The following is a 15,918-nucleotide window of genomic DNA, read 5'->3' as shown; positions in this document are numbered from 1 at the left end:
CGAAGGATCGACATATGACCGTCCAAGAAATCAAAGAAAAGATCCAGACCGGACTCCCCGGCTCGGAGGTAGAGATCCTAGATCCTTACAAGGACGGTGTCCATATCAAGGCCATCGTAAAATTCTCCGGATTCTCCGGAAAATCGATTTTGGAACAACATAGAATGGTGTACGCCACTCTAAAAGATGAACTCAAAGAAGAAGTTCATGCATTGGGATTAGAAACGAGAGTATCATAAATCTTACCAAGGAAATAGATAATGGAAAAAACACTACATGACAAGATCGAAGGATTGATCGGATCTGAAAAAGTATACTTATTCATGAAAGGAACGCCTGACGCTCCTATGTGCGGCTTCTCCGCCGGAGTAACTAACGTTTTAAGAAGTCTGGGAGTCAAGTATGGTTCTTTCAATGTTCTTGCCGACCAAACTGTCCGAGAAGGGATCAAGGAATTCGCAAGCTGGCCGACCATTCCTCAGCTTTATGTGGATGGAGAGTTCATCGGAGGTCACGATATCGTGGTCGAGATGGCAAGAAGCGGAGAACTCCAAAAGAAACTAGGCAACTAATATGATGAAGCTCTACCATTATTACGGCTGTCCTTATTGTGCGTATGTAAGAGAAGAATTCTCTGAAATGGGCTTATTAGAAGGAAAAGACTATGAATTGGTGGAAGCAAGCAGAGGAACCCCTGGGAGAGACGAAGTCGTTCGACTAGGGGGACTGAGCCAGGTTCCTTTTTTAGTGGATGGGAATATCCGGATGTACGAATCCAGAGATATAGTGGATTACGTTCGCTCCCGCAAGAAAACCGAACTAGTTTAGAATCCCAGAAGATCCAGGATCTTCTCCCCAACCTTTCTATTCTTTCCGGAGTAGGGATAATTATGAATATATAATACAGGATTGAAATTCAATTCCAAGATCTTGTATTTTCCTGCCGTTCTCAGATCTTCTACGATAATATCCACGCCGCAGATCTTCGCGTCCACCGCCTTGGCCGCTTCGACCGCCAATCTCTTGTACGATTCGTGGGCAAGATCAGTTACATCCACTGAGTCCCCTCCAGTGCTGATATTCGAATTCCTTCGAACGAAAACGATCTCCTCCGAATTAGGGATGGTATCCGGACTTTTTCCCGCCTGGATTAAGACGGAAAGTTCCGTTTCGCCGAGCTGGATCTTTTCTAATGGGGTTACATGCCCCACTCCTCTTCTGGGATCCCGGTTCTTTTCTTCTATCAGCTCTCGGATCGTCTTCTTCCCATCACCTTTTACGTTTGCGGGGATCCGATTACAAACCGCCACACATTCCTCTCCGATCACTAAGAACCTATATTCGTTACCGGGAGCGAATTCTTCTATGATCGCAGTTTCAGAAAGGCTAAGGGCAAGTTCCAAAGCCTTTCTCTGTTCGGAAATATCCGAATTCATAGGCAGAATGGTGATCCCTATCCCGAAATTTGTGGTCACTGGTTTGACCACCATGATCCGATCCTCGATATTCTGCAAAAATTCCAGACCGGAAAGAATATCGGGAACACTAGTACCTTTCGGAACTTCTATATTTGATTCTTCTAATATTCTTTTGGTAACTGTCTTATTCTCCATAACCAAAAAAGTCATATAAGAATCCAATTCAGTTTTAGAGGCTTCCTTTATGAGCCGGACTTTTCCATTACCGCTTAAGCGGATAAAATGGCTCTTTCTCTCTAAGATCTCCACTTCCAGACCGCGATTGAGCGCGTCCCGGATCATGATCTGCGTGGAAATTTCCAGATCCTCGAATCCTTTGAGTAAAAACTCATTCGGGTCCAGGAACTCCCCTTTTTCTAATTTATACTTCAATGATTGCAGATCCTTGCGGTTGGGTTTTTCTTAACCTTCTCTGCTTCTTCGATCTTTGTCTCTTCCGCTATGGATTTCTGGACTTCTTTCACAAACATATTCCATTTACCGGGAGTGAGTTCCATCTGGGATTGGTTCCTAAAATTCTCTTTGGCAAGATGGATGCCCAGATCCCTAAACTCCCAACCCTCATTCTCGATCCGGTCGATCATTTTTCCAGAAGGGGTCAATTTCGGATCCTCGAATCTGGCGTTCATTAACTTTAAGGTTTCTTGATAGAACATCCTTCCAGTATGACGATCTAGTTCTTCCGCAATAGGAAGAAGGGATTGCGTATATTCTTTCGCTCTTGAAATGAAATCCACTTCTTCTCCGGAATCTCCAAGCACCGTGAGCCCCGGTTTTCTTCCTTCCCAAAGGACTCTTCTCGTATTTTCTCTCTGTCGGACCTTCTCTGTCTGATGAATAGCCGGGCTATCTTTCAAGAGTCCATCGAGCAGGATCATCTGGATATAACCTAGACTGGGTTTATATACTCCGGTAGGTGATTCCGGCACAAGATCCAAACATCGGATCTCCAAGTATTGGATCCCTCTTGCCTTTAGAGCATCCAGAGGCCTCTCATCGTTTTTAGGAACTTGTTTAGGACGGATCGGAGAATAGAATTCATTCTCTATCTGTAGGAAATAGTCGTTGAGCTGATTCGGTATCCCACCGTGTTTTTCGTAGGGACCGTACGGAGTGCTTACAGCATAACACATCCCATTCATGTATTCCTTCAATGAATTATAATTGATAGGAAGCTCGTCCTGGACCTTACTCGTGTATCCGATCTCACTCATACGCAAGGAAGTCGCATAAGGGGCATAGTACGTATGCTGTTTATGTTTAATGAACGGGAAATCGCTAGGCACAGGCAAGAAGGTCTCATCGAAAGCAGGAGTGGCTCCCGTGAGATACATAACTTCCGGAACTCTACGAAGGAAATTCCGGGTCACGGCAAGATATAGCTCGGAGATCTCCTCTTTGGTAAAAGCGGAGATCTCCTTTCCTAAGAATTGCTTTAAGAACAGGTTTGAGAAGGAAAAATTATAATGCACACCGGAGATGGTCTGCATCCTTCTTCCATACCGTAATCCAAGGCCGTTCCTATAGATGGTCTTCCATTCTCCCGAAAAAGAATGTCCATACTGCCCGAGTGGTATGTCCTTGTCTTCCTTAGGTAAAATAGGAGGCATACTAAAAGGCCAGATCCATTCTTCCTTTAAATGTCTGGTAGTGAATATATGCAAATCTTGTAATTCTCTTACGATCGCCTCGATCCTGGGTCTTGGATTGGTCGCAAACTCCAACTGAGGCTCGGAAAAATCCGTCTTAATAAAATGATTCGTAAGACTCGAACCCAATCCTTCCGGATGGGGAGTCGTCGCAATCCTTCCGTCGTGGAATATGCGCATGCTTTCCTTTTCCAATCCGTGCTTTGCCTTTACAGCATGGCGGAGATTTGGACAGACAGAAGGAGAGATACTGCGTTTCATAAATAATCCTATTATAAATCTTGAATATGGGAGCTATTCCCCTAAAGGAATTCCATCCCCTCTTGGGTCAGCGGCTCCGTATAGAACGCCGTTTTCACGTTTTACCGAGAATAATTTTGCGTAATTGTTCCCAAGCCGAATATCATGCTTTTTGGCCTTGAGTTGATTGAATGTAGCCGTGTCAGTAGCAGGCCCTTCCATTGAAAGCGCATCCGGAAAGAACTGATGATGTATCCTTCCCCTAGCCACAGACTCATACAAGGTAAGATGCAGATCAACGTTGAATAGAATGGATTGGAGCACGGCGTTTACGATATAAGAACCACCGGGAGCGCCGGTTACTAAAAACACCTCTCCATTCTTTAGAACGATTGTTGGAGACATGGAACTCAAAGGAGTCTTGCCCGGTTGGATAGAATTTGCTTCCGCACCGATAAGACCATACACATTCGGTTCTCCCGGAGAACGACTGAAATCATCCATAGTATCGTTCAGAACGAAACCGTATCCGTCCAAGATGACTGCCGCTCCAAACCTATAGTTTACGGATTGAGTCGTAGAGACAGCGTTTCCCTCCGCATCCACGACGGAAATATGAGTGGTTTGAGGAGATTCGGCCTTTAGATTCAATCTGCTTAAGTACGTAGAACTAGGAGTCGCCTTTTCCGGATTAAAATCTCCAATCTTCTCCTTTGCATACTCGGAAGTGAGAAGAGTGGAAACCGGGATCTTTGTAAAACCCGGATCTCCACCCAGAACTGCCCGGTCCGAATATCCTCTTCTCATAACCTCAGCTAGAAAATGATAATAATCGCTTTGGGAGAAATCATACAGAGAGTGGAGTTCCTTTGTCTCGAGCATTTTCAGCATGGTAAGCAGATGAACTCCGGAAGAAGGAGGGAACATCGTTCGGATCGTATGTCCTCTATATTCTATCTCTAAAGGCTGTCCTTCTTTTACTTTATACTTTTGCAGGTCCTGGAGATGGATGGCTCCTCCCCGAGAACTTACCTCTTCGGCTAATGCCTTTGCGATCTTTCCTTGGTAGAATTCGGTATCTCCCGTCTCGGAGATCATTCGTAGGGTCTTTCCTAAATCTTTCTGGACTAAGATCTCCCCCGCTTCCGGGATCTTTCCTTTAGGAAGAAAGATCTTTTTCATTCCGGGACTCATGTCCTCTTCTGATTCTTGGATCGCTTCCGCGAGATCCGGATAGATAGGGAACCCTTCCTCTGCAAGTTTAATGGAGGGAAGGATAACTTCCTTAAGGGGAAGTTTACCGAACTTCCTTTGGATAAGAACAAGACCCGCAACGGTTCCGGGAACTCCTACGGATTTATAGCCGAGTAGGGATTCTTCCTTAGGCTTTCCTTTGTACATATTCCGACTCGCGGAGAAGGGAGCCCTTTCCCTGAAATCGAATGCATACGACTTGCCAGTCTTTCCATTATGAAAGACTAAGAATCCTCCGCCTCCAATCCCGGTAGATTGAGGACGAGTAACGGAGACTGCAAAGGAAGAAGCGATTGCCACATCTACCGCATTCCCCCCTTTCTTATAGATTTCTAATCCGATCTTAGACGCTTCCCTGGAATCGGTAGAGATCATGATCTTCTTGGATTCTGCAAAGAGTGAATTCGGATCCTTTCCGAATTTGGGAGCGACCAGATTCTGAGTAGAAACTTCCCTCCCTTCGATGAGAAGAACATTCTTCTTACAAGAACCTAGGAATAGAAGGAAGAAAATAGAAAAGGAAAGAAGGATCCCCGAAGCTAGTCTACGATTCAAATTTGGTTCCATAGTCCTTGCGAAATCCGTTCTCAGTGTTTAGGATGAAAAACCAATTTGAGTTCTTCTTCCACAATTTCCAAGGAAGCGAGTCCGCCGGATTTCAATTCCCCAAATAAGATCTCTTCCGAGAGTTTCTTGGAAATATTGGCATCTATCCATCTTTGCACTGGTCTTGCTCCGAAGAGAGGATCGTAGGATTTCTTTGCGATCCAACGTAATACTTCTTCCCCATACTGCAAATGGATATTCTTTTCTTTTAGTCTGGTTTCTAGGAGTTCCAACTGTTTGCGGACCACTTTAGAGACCACATCTTCTTCTAAGCTATTGAATTCGATGACTGCGGTGAGCCTATTTCGGAATTCGGGAGAAAATTGTCTTTCAATCGCTTTTAGGCCACGGTCCAGAAGAGCAGTATTATCGAAACCTAATGGATTCGTCGCTCTTTCCCTTGCACCAGTATTCGTGGTCATGATCAATATGACCTGCTTAAAGTCTGCCTTTCTTCCGTTATTGTCAGTAAGAGTGGCATGATCCATGATCTGGAGGAGAATATTATAAATATCCTCATGAGCTTTTTCTATCTCATCCAGAAGAAGAACACAATGAGGAGTCCTCACGATCGCATCTGTAAGCTGCCCTCCTTGTTCGAAACCTACATAACCCGGAGGAGAACCGATCAAACGGGAAACGGTATGTTTCTCCATATATTCGCTCATATCGAAGCGAATGAATTCCACTCCCAGAATAGCGGCAAGTTGTTTGGAAAGTTCCGTCTTACCCACTCCTGTAGGTCCCGCGAATAGGAAAGAGCCCACAGGTTTTCCCGGCTCGGAAAGCCCACTCCTGGAAAGTCGGATCGCTTGTACAAGCTCAGTGACTGCCTTGTCCTGTCCGTAGATCTTACGTTTTAGTTCCTCATCCAGTATTTTAAGTTTTTCTCTATCGTCTGCCTTAACAGTACGAGGAGGGATCTTGGAGATCTTAGAGACCAATTCCTCTATCTCTTTCACGCTTACGATCTTAGTCTTGGAAGAGGCTCTTAGTTTTACCTTGGCCCCAGCCTCGTCTATCAGATCGATCGCTTTGTCCGGAAGTTTGCGATCCAAGATATATCGATCCGCAAGTCTCGCCGCCTCTTCTACCGCTTGCGAAGAATATTTCACGGAATGGAACTCTTCGTATTTAGGAAGCAGTCCCTTCAAGATCAAAATGGTCTCATCTACGGAAGGCTCTCCCACTTCCAATTTCTGAAAGCGTCTAGAGAGTGCATGATCTTTTTCGAATATTGCCTTGTATTCCTTGTATGTAGTCGTCCCGATGCAACGTAACTCTCCGTTAGAAAGAGCCGGCTTCAATAGATTGGAAGCGTCCAAGGATCCTCCGGAAACGGCTCCCGCCCCGATAATCGTATGGATCTCATCCACGAAGAGAACATTATTTGGATCAGCCGTAATCGACTGTACTACATTCTTCAGTCTCTCTTCAAATTCCCCTCGGAACTTTGTACCGGCAAGAAGAAGTCCCATATCCAAGGAGAACAGTTTTGTATTCCTTAATATATCAGGGACCTGTCCGTTTACGATCTTGAGTGCGAGACCTTCTACGATTGCTGTCTTACCTACTCCCGCATCGCCAACGAAAATAGGATTATTCTTTCTACGTCTGGCGAGGATATGTACGGTTCTTTCGATCTCTTCTTCTCTACCAACGAGAGGATCTAGCTTTCCGTTCTTAGCCTTTTCGGTTAAGTTTACGCAGAAGTCCTTGAGTGCGTCCCCGGTTTGGCTCTTAGAGGATTCTTCGTTGCCAGCGCCTTCCCCTACTTTTTCACCCTTCTTGATCCCATGAGAAATATAACGGACCACATCGAATCGAGAGATGTCCTGTCTTCCCAAAAAGAAGACGGCATGGGATTGATCTTCTCTAAAGATAGAGGCAAGCACATAACCTCCGTCTAAGGTTTTCTTTTGAGTGGATTGCACATGGAATGCGGCTAACTGTAGGACTCTTTGAGCCGCTATGGTATAATCGGGTTCGATCTCGCCGAAATTCTCCGGGACCGATTCCATCTCCGTGTCTAAAAATTCTTTCAGCTCACTTCGAAGCTGTTCTAGATCGGCACCGCAGGCGAGCAATACTTCTTGAGCTACAGGATCATAGGTTAAGGAAAGAAGAATATGCTCCAGAGTAATGTATTCGTTCCTTCGTCGCAAGGCTTCGGCTCTTGCTTTGTTTAGGGATTTTTCTAATTCTTCGGATAATGTCATGATTCTTCCTCACCATCCTCTATTTCCATTTGGCAATGCAAAGGATGTCCATGTTCTTCGGCCAATAAATGCGTCTCTTTCACTTTGGTCTGGGCGACTTCCTGAGTATAAACTCCGCAGAGCGCCTTGCCGGTCGTATGAGCCTTTAGCATGATCTGCTCGCTCTCCACCTGACTTCTATAGAATACGACTCTCAGGATCCAGACTACGAACTCCATCGGAGTATAATCGTCATTCAGGATCACGACTCTATATTTGGAAGGCCTCTTTAATTTCAGCTTTTCCTTAGTAAGGACCTGCTCTTCCGTCTTTAGATCGCTCATAACTCTGAACCTTTTAGACCCGGCTGCTCTTTTAAAGGAGAATGAAGATTCGTCTCTAATATCATTTCCTGCATATTCATTCTTTCGTTTTCTAAAAAACGTTCAATCGCATTTCTCGCTCCCTCATGGAAAATAAAATGGGAGCTATACGTGGGTACGGCAGGAAATCCTCTTAAAAACTTTTGCTCTCCTTGAGCCCCCGCCTCGAAGATCGTTAGACCGTTTTGGATGGAATACTCGATTGGAGAATAATAACAACATTCGAAATGCAAGAAGGGAAAATGACCTATAGATCCCCAATACCTTCCGTACAATTTCTTTCCCTTTCTTAAATTAAAAGTCCCGGCAATCCTCTCTCCGTGTTTCTCCGCTAGGAAAAGTACGATCTTTTCTGCGAATTTTTCTCGGATCAATCGGAAGAATTTTCGGTTGAGATAAGGAGATCCCCATTTGCGGGAATATGTATCCGTATAGAAGGAATAGATGCTGTCCATATCTTCTTCTGTGATCTCGCTTCCTTGCTTGATCAGGATCTTGATCTCGTCTGAACGGATCGCCTCTCTCTCCCTTCGGATCTGCATTCTTTTCTTGGATTTAAAATCTCCTAAGAAGTGCTCGAAGCTCTCGTACGACCGATTGCTCCAATGGAACTGATGAGTGATCCGAGTGGCAAATCCTCTCTTCTCTAAGGCCTTGGACTCTTCTTCTTCCAGGAATAGGAAATGAATACTAGAAAGGCCTTGTCGTTTGGATTCCTTGAGAAGGACCGGGAGAAGAACATCCAAGGCAGCATCTACAGAGACGTCTTCCCTTCTAAATATCTTTCTACCGTTTACCGGAGTGAACGGATACGCAATCAGTCCCTTTGGATAATAAGAGAGACCATTCTGAGAGAAGAAATTGGCCCAAGCATGGTCGAAAATATATTCTCCGTACGAATCGTATTTATGATAGAAGGCTAAAGCGGAATGCAAACCCTTCTCATCCTCGGCCAAAAGATATCCAGGCTGCCAAGAAGTTCTGGAACCGACGCAAGAAGAAAGTTCTAAAGAGTATAAGAACTCATGATCCGAGAAAGGATTCTCCGGATCCGCTAAGCGATTCCAATCTTCGGAAGAAATTTCACTTAGAGAATCGATCCAACGAGTCTTGGTTTGGGAAGGCATTTTCTACTTCTTGGACGTATTCGGGTCCTCTCCCGTTCTCCCGGATTCGGAAAAAAAGCGTCTCATCTTCTCTATAGATCTATGAACGATCACTTTTACATTGGATTCGGAAAGTCCAGTGCTCTGAGAGATCTCTCTCACGGATTTTCCTTCTAACTTTGCCATGGTCAGGATCTGTTTCTGCCTCGGGTCTAGAACGCTTAACCAGGATTCTAGGCCTTGTGCAAGCGCCCATTCATCCTCGGGAGAAGTCGTTTCTTCTTGAGGAAACTCCTCCATCTCAGCGAATACGAATCGATCTCTGGTCCCTGTCTTACGAATATAATCGATGGTTTTGTATCTAGCAATAGAGAAGAACCATGGGGCGAACGGGCGATCCGGCCTGTACGTGATCTTGGCCTTATGCATTCCGATCAGAATGTCCTGGATCAGATCCTCTCTATCTTCCCAATCCTTTACCTTTTGGCTTAAATAATTGCTCAGGATCTCCCTACATTTGGTCAGAAGAAGTTCATATTCCCTTGCATCCCCTTCTTGGGCACGGCGCATTCTTTCCGAAAGGACTTCCCAGATTTCTTGCTTTCCGACCATGTAACCTTGAACCGTTCTCTCCGAAGTATAGTACGAATTCTGATAAGAAAGCTATTCGACTGGATTTTTTATGGATGTCCAATCTTTCTTACTTTAAAGCGGAAAATCTAAAAAGGAGGACCGATGTTGAACCCCAAAAACGATAAGACGGATGAGCTGATACGCAGTTTAAGCGCGGATCTGCAGAGAGGAAATTTGAATTTTAATATTCTTTTCTTATCTTGGCTTGGGCTCTTAGCTTCCGGTCTATTGCTCGGTTGGAGCATATCCCTCTTAGCAAACCGCCCTCCCGCTTTTCCCGGCTGGTGGCCGGAACCCACTTTAATTATTATCTGGGGAGTGATCGCCGGATACTTATTAAGTAAGACCGCGTACCCGGAAGAAAGTTCGGTCTGGATTTTCTGGGGAGCGGGTGCTTCCATCTTTTTATGGATGGGCTTTAATCTGTTTCAATTCGCTAGCGCCTTTGAGTTAGAGCATGTGCATATCGGTCCTTGTCCCCTAATTGTTGCAGGCTCTTCTTTGATCTTAGGTGGCATCGGTTGGATCTGGATCCGAAAAATGGCGAGTTCTCGTCCTGGGCTGTCCGCTTTCCTATTCTTGAGCGTGATTTTCGCGGCATCCAATCTTTCTTTGAAATTCATCTGTCCAGTACAGGAGCCTTCTCATCTATTTTTGGCTCATGTTTTAGCAAGCTTTGCATGGATCATACTCTTCTGGCTCCCTCTTAAGAAGAAATTCGTTTGGTAAGGATTTCCTATTTCTGAAGGGATCGGATACAATAGGAAGGAATCAGAAAACCAAAAAAGAAAAGAAGAAGGATCCGGACTTTCTTTCAGTCCATAAACTCCCAGGCAGTCTTTACTTCTCCTTCTATCTCCACGGATTGTATTAGATCTTGGAAAAATTCATTCTGTCCCAAAGTGGAACCGTCTCCGATCATCACTAAAAGTTTCTTAGCCCGAGTCATTCCGACGTTCCATCTTCTGGTCTCGGAAAGAAAGCCGACCTGACCTTCCGGATTGGAACGGACCAAGCTAAATACGACTGCACCGATCTCTCTTCCTTGGAAGGAATCCACGGTCTCAACCTCTATTTTCTTTGCGAGTTCCGGATCCGTCTCTTCTAGCTTTTGGAGAAGGAGATACCTTTGGAACCTGTACGGAGAAAGAATAGAAAGCTCTTCCGGTTTCCATCCCGCCTCCACTAGCTTGTTCACGATAGAGATCGTAAACTCCGCTTCCCAAGAATTTCCGAGACTTCCTTCCAAATTCTCTTCGGCAGTGTCTGTTCCGGAAGTATCTAAGAACACCAAACTAGAAGAAAAGGGATACTCGTCGGCAAAAGGAGAAGGATTCCTTTGTTCTTCCGGAAAACCTGACCTCAATTTTCCCTCATAGAACTTATGATTCGGAAAACTCATGATCGGATCCGTCATTCTATACTGGGTATCCAATAAGAAGATCCTTTCCTTATCCGGAAATAGAGCAATCAGCCTTTCCATTAGAGAAACTTTAAGTAGTGCATCATCGGAGATCACTGTCGGCGGAAGCTGAAACGGATCCCCCGCAATCACAACCTTCTCCGCTTTTAAAATAGGAAGCCAAGAAGAAGGTTCTATTGCCTGACTTCCCTCGTCCAGGATCGCATAATCAAAGCTCTTGTTTTCCAAAAGATAAGAAGAAGCACCCGTATGAGTGCAAACGATGACCGGATGCGAATCGAGTAGATATTGTACGAGTATCTTTTGCCTGGACTTGATCCCCTTTCTGAGTTGGTCCGCTTCCTTGTAGAGTGCCTTTCGTTCTTCCGCTTCTTGCTTGCCGAAGCTTCGCTTGAATTTACGAGCCTTCTTTAGTAGTTCTTGTACTTCTTTTCTATCCCTTTCGATCAGTTTTGCTTCCGGATGAGCGGAAAGCTTGAACTCCAAGGAGTTATGGATAATCTCTTGGCTGATCCGAGCCGGATGTCCCAGCCGAAGTACAGAGATCCCTAACTCTACCAGACATTCTACCAAAAGATCCGAAGCGGAATTCGTGGGAGCGGATGCTAGAACCTTCTTATCTTGGGCAACCAGCAGACGAATTGCCTCTACTAGGGTTTTGGTTTTTCCCGTTCCAGGGGGACCATGGACTAAAACGAAGTCCTCCGTTTGCAGAATAGCGGAAACAGCCGTCTTTTGGGATTCATTCAGTTTTTCTGAAATACCAGATTGAGTCTTGAAATGAGGAGAAGAGATCCGTATCTGGTTTGAGAATAGATCTGCAAAGAATTTCGCTCTAGAACCTTTTTCCGCAGACAGTACCTTCTCCAAAGCCCTATCCCATTCTTTGAAGCTAGTCTCATCCGGAAGGATTTCCAGAGCGAGTTTTCCTTCTTCTACCCATTCCGGCACCTCGTCCATATAGACGATATAGGAGTCTTCGTTTGCCTTCAACAGAACGGTCGGATATTCTTCGGTATCCTTTAAGATGCGGACAGGAGTTCCTGTCTTGAACAGTTCCGGTATATTCTTTTCTTTGGTGGGTTTTAGGACAACTTTCCAGTTTCCATCCGGACTGAGTTCCGCATCTTCGAAAACAAGAGGATATACGGTAAGTCCGCTTTGGATCCTCTGGTTGAGGTCCGAATTAGAAAGTTCGGCCTTATATCGATCTAACTCTGCCTTTCTTTCTTTTTTGAGAGACTCTCGTAAGGCCTCGTAATGGGAAGCCATCTGGACTTAGAGACGATCGGGAGATAAGACCACGATCTTGTAGCTAGGAGTTTTTTGGTCTTCTCTTGTAGGAAGGCTCTCTGCATAATGAATGGCGGAAGCAAGAGTAGTTCCTGTGGTAAGTCCCGCAAAGACTCCTTCTTTCTGATAGAGCTCGGATTGGTATCTAAGAGCTTCTTCTCGATCCACTCCGATGTACTGGTCTGTGACCTTAGGATCGAAAGACTCCGGCAGACGAATACTGGAATCGCCCTGCACCATCTTACGGATAAATCTGGAGTTTTTGCTCACTCCCATAATGACACGAAGAGATGGTTTCTTACTTTTTAAGAAACGACCTACACCGGAAAGAGTTCCTCCGGAACCGCCACCCGCAACGAATGCATCCACATTGCCTGCCAAGTCTCTCCAGATCTCAGGACCGGTAAATAGGAAATGAGCATTGGTATTGGCCATATCCTTGAACTCATTTAGAATGACTGCATTCTTATCTTTCTCTTTGGCCGCTCTTGCAGTTTCTAAAAGGGAATCGTCCCAATTCCCTTTTGCCAGTTGGACCACTTCTACAGAAGCCCCATAGGTCTTGAGTTCCTTGATCTTTTCCTGTTCCGTGTCCGGAGCTAAATAGACCTTGAACTTGTACTGACGAACGGCTGCGATCCAAGCCAAAGAAATCGCGGTAGTATTATAGCCTGCTTGGAAGATATATCCTCCCGGTTTGAGTTCCCCTCTTCTTTCTGCGGCGAGTACCATGGAAAGTGCTGTCCTGTCCTTTACGCTGCCTGTTGGATTGCAGAACTCCGCCTTAAGATAGATCTCCACATTCGGAATATGAGAACCGATCTGGTTCAAACGGATGAGAGGAGTATTCCCAATCATCTGCAAAACATTCTCTTTGATCGGCTTGGCTACACTCAGCTCTCTTCCGAATGCATTTTGGACATTATTGAGGGCACCGAGCAGGCTATTACCGAACTCGTCGATGGAACGGGAAATCTCGTCAAACATAGTCTCTTCTGTGCCCTTCTATCCAAGGATCTTTATTTTTTGGAAGCGTACAACCAAGGAAGGTCTTTGCGGTTCTGATCTTCGTACGACTTGATCTTCGCTTCGTGTTGAAGTGTTAAACCGATATCGTCCAACCCATTATACAAACAATATTTCCGAAAAGAATCCACTTCGAAAGTATAGACGTTCCCGGAAGGACTGATCACGTTCTGCTTGTCCAGGTCGATCTTGATCTTTGCACCGGGAGTCTTTTCCACGATCTTAAAGATCTCTTCCACTTCCTCTGCCTTTAATACAACAGGCAGCATTCCGTTTTTGAAACAATTATTATAAAAGATATCCGCATACGAAGGAGCGATAATAGCCCTAAAGCCGTAGTCCTCCAGAGCCCAAGGAGCATGCTCTCTAGAAGAACCGCAACCGAAATTGTCCCTGGTAACTAAAACGGAGGCTCCCTTATAGCGATCCTGGTTTAAGCTGAATTCAGGATTTGGCTGAGTGCCTTGGTCGTCCAAGTATCTCCAGTCATGGAATAGGTGGATCCCGAATCCTGTTCGTTCGATCTTCTTTAAGAATTGCTTGGGAATGATCTGATCCGTATCAATATTTGGACGATCGATCAGAACTGCCAGACCTTCGTGTTGGGTAAATGCTTTCATTCTTCTCTATCTCCTTATTTCCAAGAACGGATATCTACGAAATGGCCTTCGATCGCTGCAGCAGCTGCCATAGCTGGACCGACTAAATGGGTTCTTCCCCCTTTACCCTGTCTTCCTTCGAAGTTACGATTGGAAGTAGAAGCACATCTGTCTCCCGGAGAAAGAACGTCGTCATTCATAGCAAGACACATGGAGCAGCCTGGTTCTCTCCATTCGAAGCCAGCTTCTACAAAGATCTTGTCCAGACCTTCCGACTCAGCTTGGCGTTTTACCCTTCCGGAACCAGGGACCACAATTGCCTGCACTTTAGAAGAAACCTTTTTGCCCTTTACGGTAGAAGCAGCTACTCTTAGGTCTTCAATCCTTGAGTTCGTGCAAGAACCGATGAACACCTTGTTCACGGTTACATCTTCCAGTTTCTGTCCTGGTTTCAGGTCCATATATTTGAGTGCGTTTTCGATACTCGTTTTTTCCACAGCATCAGGAGCGTCCTTCGGATCCGGGACCACTCCGGTCACAGGGACTACTTGTCCTGGAGAAGTTCCCCAGGTAACTTGAGGAGCGATGTCTTCTGCCTTCAGTACGATACTAATGTCAAACTTAGCGCCTTCGTCGGTTACATAGCGTTTCCATTTTTGAAGAGCCAATTCCCATTCTGCGCCTTTAGGAGCGAAGTCTCTATCTTTCAAATAATCGAAAGTAACTTGGTCCGGAGCAATCAATCCCGCACGAGCTCCTGCTTCGATGGACATATTACATACGGTCATACGAGCTTCCATGCTGAGGGAAGAGATCGCAGAACCTCTGTACTCGATCACATAACCGGTCGCCCCACCTGTGCCTATTTTTCCGATGATTGCAAGAACGATATCCTTCGCAGTGACATGAGGAGATAATTTTCCATCGACTCGGATCTCCATTGTCTTCGCTCTTCTTTGCAAGAGAGTCTGAGTGGCAAGCACATGCTCTACTTCCGAAGTCCCGATCCCGAAAGCAAGCGCGCCGAACGCACCATGAGTAGAAGTATGGGAGTCCCCGCAAACAATCGTCATTCCAGGATGAGTCAGTCCCATCTCCGGAGCAATCACGTGAATGATCCCTTGGTCTGGATGATTCAGATCGTATAATTTGATCCCATTCTCATCACAATTCTTCATGAGGGTCTTCATTTGATTTGCAGAGATCGGATCGGCTAATTCTAAATTACGAATGCGAGTGGAAACGTTATGGTCCATGGTCGCGAAAGTAGCTTCCGGACGACGCACCTTTCTATGTGCCATACGAATACCGTCAAAAGCCTGGGGACTTGTTACCTCATGTATGAGGTGGCGATCTATATAGAGAAGGTAGGAACCGCCTTCTAATTCGCCGACCAGATGGTCTTCCCAGATTTTCTCGAACATCGTTTTCATGGTATGTAGATCCCCCAGGGGATAATAAAAGATAAAGATTAGACCGGAGCCGATTCGTAGGAAGGGTTGAAATTTCCAGAGATCCGGAAGAGTCTCCCTTCCATGCTAAAAAGAAGCAGTTTTTCGTAAAGAAGGTTCCGAAAGATGGGCTTGGATTTGCTCTTCTACTTTCCGCGAAAGACAAGAAGGGCCTTACCTATCCCGATCTCGTCGAAATCATACAGGATACGAGGCCTCAAAACCTTTTTCCCATTCAAGAAGGTGCCTGCTTCGGAAACCAGATCGTAGAGTATGTACCGATTCCTGACCTTTCGGATCCTTGCATGACTTTTACTTACCGATTGTTCATACAAAACCAGATCGCATAGATCCGAATTTCCGATGGTAGTTTCCGCTCTTCCTAACGAATATTGTTTGCCGGGATTTCTTCCCTCTTTCAGGACCAGGGTGGCTTTTTCGTAAGCCTCTCCCTCTTCAAATTCTTTGAGGGCGATCGGATGAGAACGTTCCGTTTCGATCCTTTCTTCTTCTCGTTTGGAAAAAGGGAAGGAGATTGCCGGAAGGTTCTCTCAGTCCGGAAGAAAGATTGCATACCAT

15 protein-coding genes and 1 pseudogene are annotated in these 15,918 nt (G+C 45.4%); 4 read left to right on the top strand and 12 right to left on the bottom strand.

Annotated elements, in window-relative coordinates:
• The first annotated feature begins 14 nt into the window (after window positions 1–14).
• From EHO57_RS02915 to EHO57_RS02905, 3 genes are read left to right on the top strand one after another with little or no spacing between them, the layout of a single operon-like run.
• On the top strand, window positions 15–239 hold the full coding sequence (locus EHO57_RS02915; RefSeq protein ID WP_135642726.1) for a BolA/IbaG family iron-sulfur metabolism protein: 225 nt from the start codon (window positions 15–17) through the stop codon (window positions 237–239).
• A 21-nt stretch (window positions 240–260) separates the two neighbouring features.
• Window positions 261–572, top strand: coding sequence for a Grx4 family monothiol glutaredoxin (grxD, locus tag EHO57_RS02910; RefSeq protein ID WP_135642724.1), 312 nt, complete (start codon window positions 261–263; stop codon window positions 570–572).
• 4 nt (window positions 573–576) lie between these two features.
• Window positions 577–828 carry a glutathione S-transferase N-terminal domain-containing protein gene (locus EHO57_RS02905; protein WP_210410008.1) on the top strand — a complete coding sequence of 84 codons (252 nt, stop codon included), beginning with the start codon at window positions 577–579 and terminating at the stop codon, window positions 826–828.
• On the opposite strand, the gene gshAB is transcribed toward EHO57_RS02905, so the two are convergent.
• Genes gshAB through EHO57_RS02870 form a run of 7 tightly spaced genes read right to left on the bottom strand, consistent with a single transcriptional unit; the run spans window position 825 to window position 9,526 of the window.
• The gene (gshAB, locus tag EHO57_RS02900; RefSeq protein WP_167882244.1) at window positions 825–1,859 is read right to left on the bottom strand and encodes a bifunctional glutamate--cysteine ligase GshA/glutathione synthetase GshB; all 1,035 of its coding nucleotides are present in this window, start codon (window positions 1,857–1,859) and stop codon (window positions 825–827) included. The genes EHO57_RS02905 and gshAB overlap by 4 nt on opposite strands.
• On the bottom strand, window positions 1,847–3,388 hold the full coding sequence (gshA, locus tag EHO57_RS02895) for a glutamate--cysteine ligase (protein WP_135642718.1): 1,542 nt from the start codon (window positions 3,386–3,388) through the stop codon (window positions 1,847–1,849). The genes gshAB and gshA overlap by 13 nt, the downstream gene beginning before the upstream one ends.
• A 33-nt stretch (window positions 3,389–3,421) precedes the next feature.
• Window positions 3,422–5,152: a gamma-glutamyltransferase gene (ggt, locus tag EHO57_RS02890; RefSeq protein ID WP_425460767.1), complete on the bottom strand. Its 1,731-nt coding sequence runs from the start codon at window positions 5,150–5,152 to the stop codon at window positions 3,422–3,424.
• Between the two features lie 56 nt (window positions 5,153–5,208).
• Window positions 5,209–7,446, bottom strand: a complete 2,238-nt coding sequence (gene clpA, locus EHO57_RS02885; protein WP_135642714.1) for an ATP-dependent Clp protease ATP-binding subunit ClpA — start codon at window positions 7,444–7,446, stop codon at window positions 5,209–5,211.
• The gene (gene clpS, locus EHO57_RS02880) at window positions 7,443–7,769 is read right to left on the bottom strand and encodes an ATP-dependent Clp protease adapter ClpS (RefSeq protein ID WP_135642712.1); all 327 of its coding nucleotides are present in this window, start codon (window positions 7,767–7,769) and stop codon (window positions 7,443–7,445) included. The genes clpA and clpS overlap by 4 nt, the downstream gene beginning before the upstream one ends.
• Window positions 7,766–8,935 carry a GNAT family N-acetyltransferase gene (locus tag EHO57_RS02875; protein WP_135642710.1) on the bottom strand — a complete coding sequence of 390 codons (1,170 nt, stop codon included), beginning with the start codon at window positions 8,933–8,935 and terminating at the stop codon, window positions 7,766–7,768. The genes clpS and EHO57_RS02875 overlap by 4 nt, the downstream gene beginning before the upstream one ends.
• 3 nt (window positions 8,936–8,938) lie before the next feature.
• Window positions 8,939–9,526 (bottom strand): RNA polymerase sigma factor, encoded by a 588-nt coding sequence (locus tag EHO57_RS02870; RefSeq protein ID WP_135642707.1) that lies wholly within the window; start codon window positions 9,524–9,526, stop codon window positions 8,939–8,941.
• Window positions 9,527–9,649: 123 nt separating this feature from the next.
• Between EHO57_RS02870 and EHO57_RS02865 the strand changes: the two genes are divergently transcribed.
• Complete coding sequence (locus tag EHO57_RS02865) at window positions 9,650–10,276, top strand: DUF1109 domain-containing protein (protein ID WP_167882234.1); 627 nt, start codon at window positions 9,650–9,652, stop codon at window positions 10,274–10,276.
• Between the two features lie 85 nt (window positions 10,277–10,361).
• On the opposite strand, the gene EHO57_RS02860 is transcribed toward EHO57_RS02865, so the two are convergent.
• The 5 genes and pseudogenes from EHO57_RS02860 to EHO57_RS02840 form a co-directional block, all read right to left on the bottom strand.
• On the bottom strand, window positions 10,362–12,242 hold the full coding sequence (locus tag EHO57_RS02860; RefSeq protein WP_135642705.1) for an AAA domain-containing protein: 1,881 nt from the start codon (window positions 12,240–12,242) through the stop codon (window positions 10,362–10,364).
• Between the two features lie 6 nt (window positions 12,243–12,248).
• Window positions 12,249–13,250, bottom strand: coding sequence for a PLP-dependent cysteine synthase family protein (locus EHO57_RS02855; RefSeq protein ID WP_135642703.1), 1,002 nt, complete (start codon window positions 13,248–13,250; stop codon window positions 12,249–12,251).
• Window positions 13,251–13,282: 32 nt separating this feature from the next.
• Entirely contained in the window at window positions 13,283–13,909 is a 627-nt protein-coding gene (leuD, locus tag EHO57_RS02850) for a 3-isopropylmalate dehydratase small subunit (protein WP_135642701.1), read from the bottom strand.
• A 14-nt stretch (window positions 13,910–13,923) separates the two neighbouring features.
• Window positions 13,924–15,321 carry a 3-isopropylmalate dehydratase large subunit gene (gene leuC, locus EHO57_RS02845; RefSeq protein ID WP_135642699.1) on the bottom strand — a complete coding sequence of 466 codons (1,398 nt, stop codon included), beginning with the start codon at window positions 15,319–15,321 and terminating at the stop codon, window positions 13,924–13,926.
• 164 nt (window positions 15,322–15,485) lie between these two features.
• A pseudogene (locus tag EHO57_RS02840) lies at window positions 15,486–15,851 on the bottom strand (FHA domain-containing protein); the annotation flags it as partial.
• Between the last annotated feature and the right edge of the window lie 67 nt (window positions 15,852–15,918).

It is taken from the genome of Leptospira langatensis (assembly GCF_004770615.1).
GTDB lineage: Bacteria > Spirochaetota > Leptospiria > Leptospirales > Leptospiraceae > Leptospira_B > Leptospira_B langatensis.
Note: the sequence above shows the minus strand (reverse complement) of the source record. Positions and strands in the feature narration are given on the sequence as shown.

What these genes read in the sequence shown, in the direction of transcription:
- EHO57_RS02915 (WP_135642726.1), top strand. Translation starts at nt 15, where the DNA reads ATGACCGTCCAAGAAATCAAAGAAAAGATCCAGACCGGACTCCCCGGC.
- grxD (WP_135642724.1), top strand. Translation starts at nt 261, where the DNA reads ATGGAAAAAACACTACATGACAAGATCGAAGGATTGATCGGATCTGAA.
- EHO57_RS02905 (WP_210410008.1), top strand. Translation starts at nt 577, where the DNA reads ATGAAGCTCTACCATTATTACGGCTGTCCTTATTGTGCGTATGTAAGA.
- gshA (WP_135642718.1), bottom strand. Translation starts at nt 3,388, where the DNA reads ATGAAACGCAGTATCTCTCCTTCTGTCTGTCCAAATCTCCGCCATGCT.
- clpA (WP_135642714.1), bottom strand. Translation starts at nt 7,446, where the DNA reads ATGACATTATCCGAAGAATTAGAAAAATCCCTAAACAAAGCAAGAGCC.
- clpS (WP_135642712.1), bottom strand. Translation starts at nt 7,769, where the DNA reads ATGAGCGATCTAAAGACGGAAGAGCAGGTCCTTACTAAGGAAAAGCTG.
- EHO57_RS02875 (WP_135642710.1), bottom strand. Translation starts at nt 8,935, where the DNA reads ATGCCTTCCCAAACCAAGACTCGTTGGATCGATTCTCTAAGTGAAATT.
- EHO57_RS02870 (WP_135642707.1), bottom strand. Translation starts at nt 9,526, where the DNA reads ATGGTCGGAAAGCAAGAAATCTGGGAAGTCCTTTCGGAAAGAATGCGC.
- EHO57_RS02865 (WP_167882234.1), top strand. Translation starts at nt 9,650, where the DNA reads ATGTTGAACCCCAAAAACGATAAGACGGATGAGCTGATACGCAGTTTA.
- EHO57_RS02860 (WP_135642705.1), bottom strand. Translation starts at nt 12,242, where the DNA reads ATGGCTTCCCATTACGAGGCCTTACGAGAGTCTCTCAAAAAAGAAAGA.
- EHO57_RS02855 (WP_135642703.1), bottom strand. Translation starts at nt 13,250, where the DNA reads ATGTTTGACGAGATTTCCCGTTCCATCGACGAGTTCGGTAATAGCCTG.
- leuD (WP_135642701.1), bottom strand. Translation starts at nt 13,909, where the DNA reads ATGAAAGCATTTACCCAACACGAAGGTCTGGCAGTTCTGATCGATCGT.
- leuC (WP_135642699.1), bottom strand. Translation starts at nt 15,321, where the DNA reads ATGAAAACGATGTTCGAGAAAATCTGGGAAGACCATCTGGTCGGCGAA.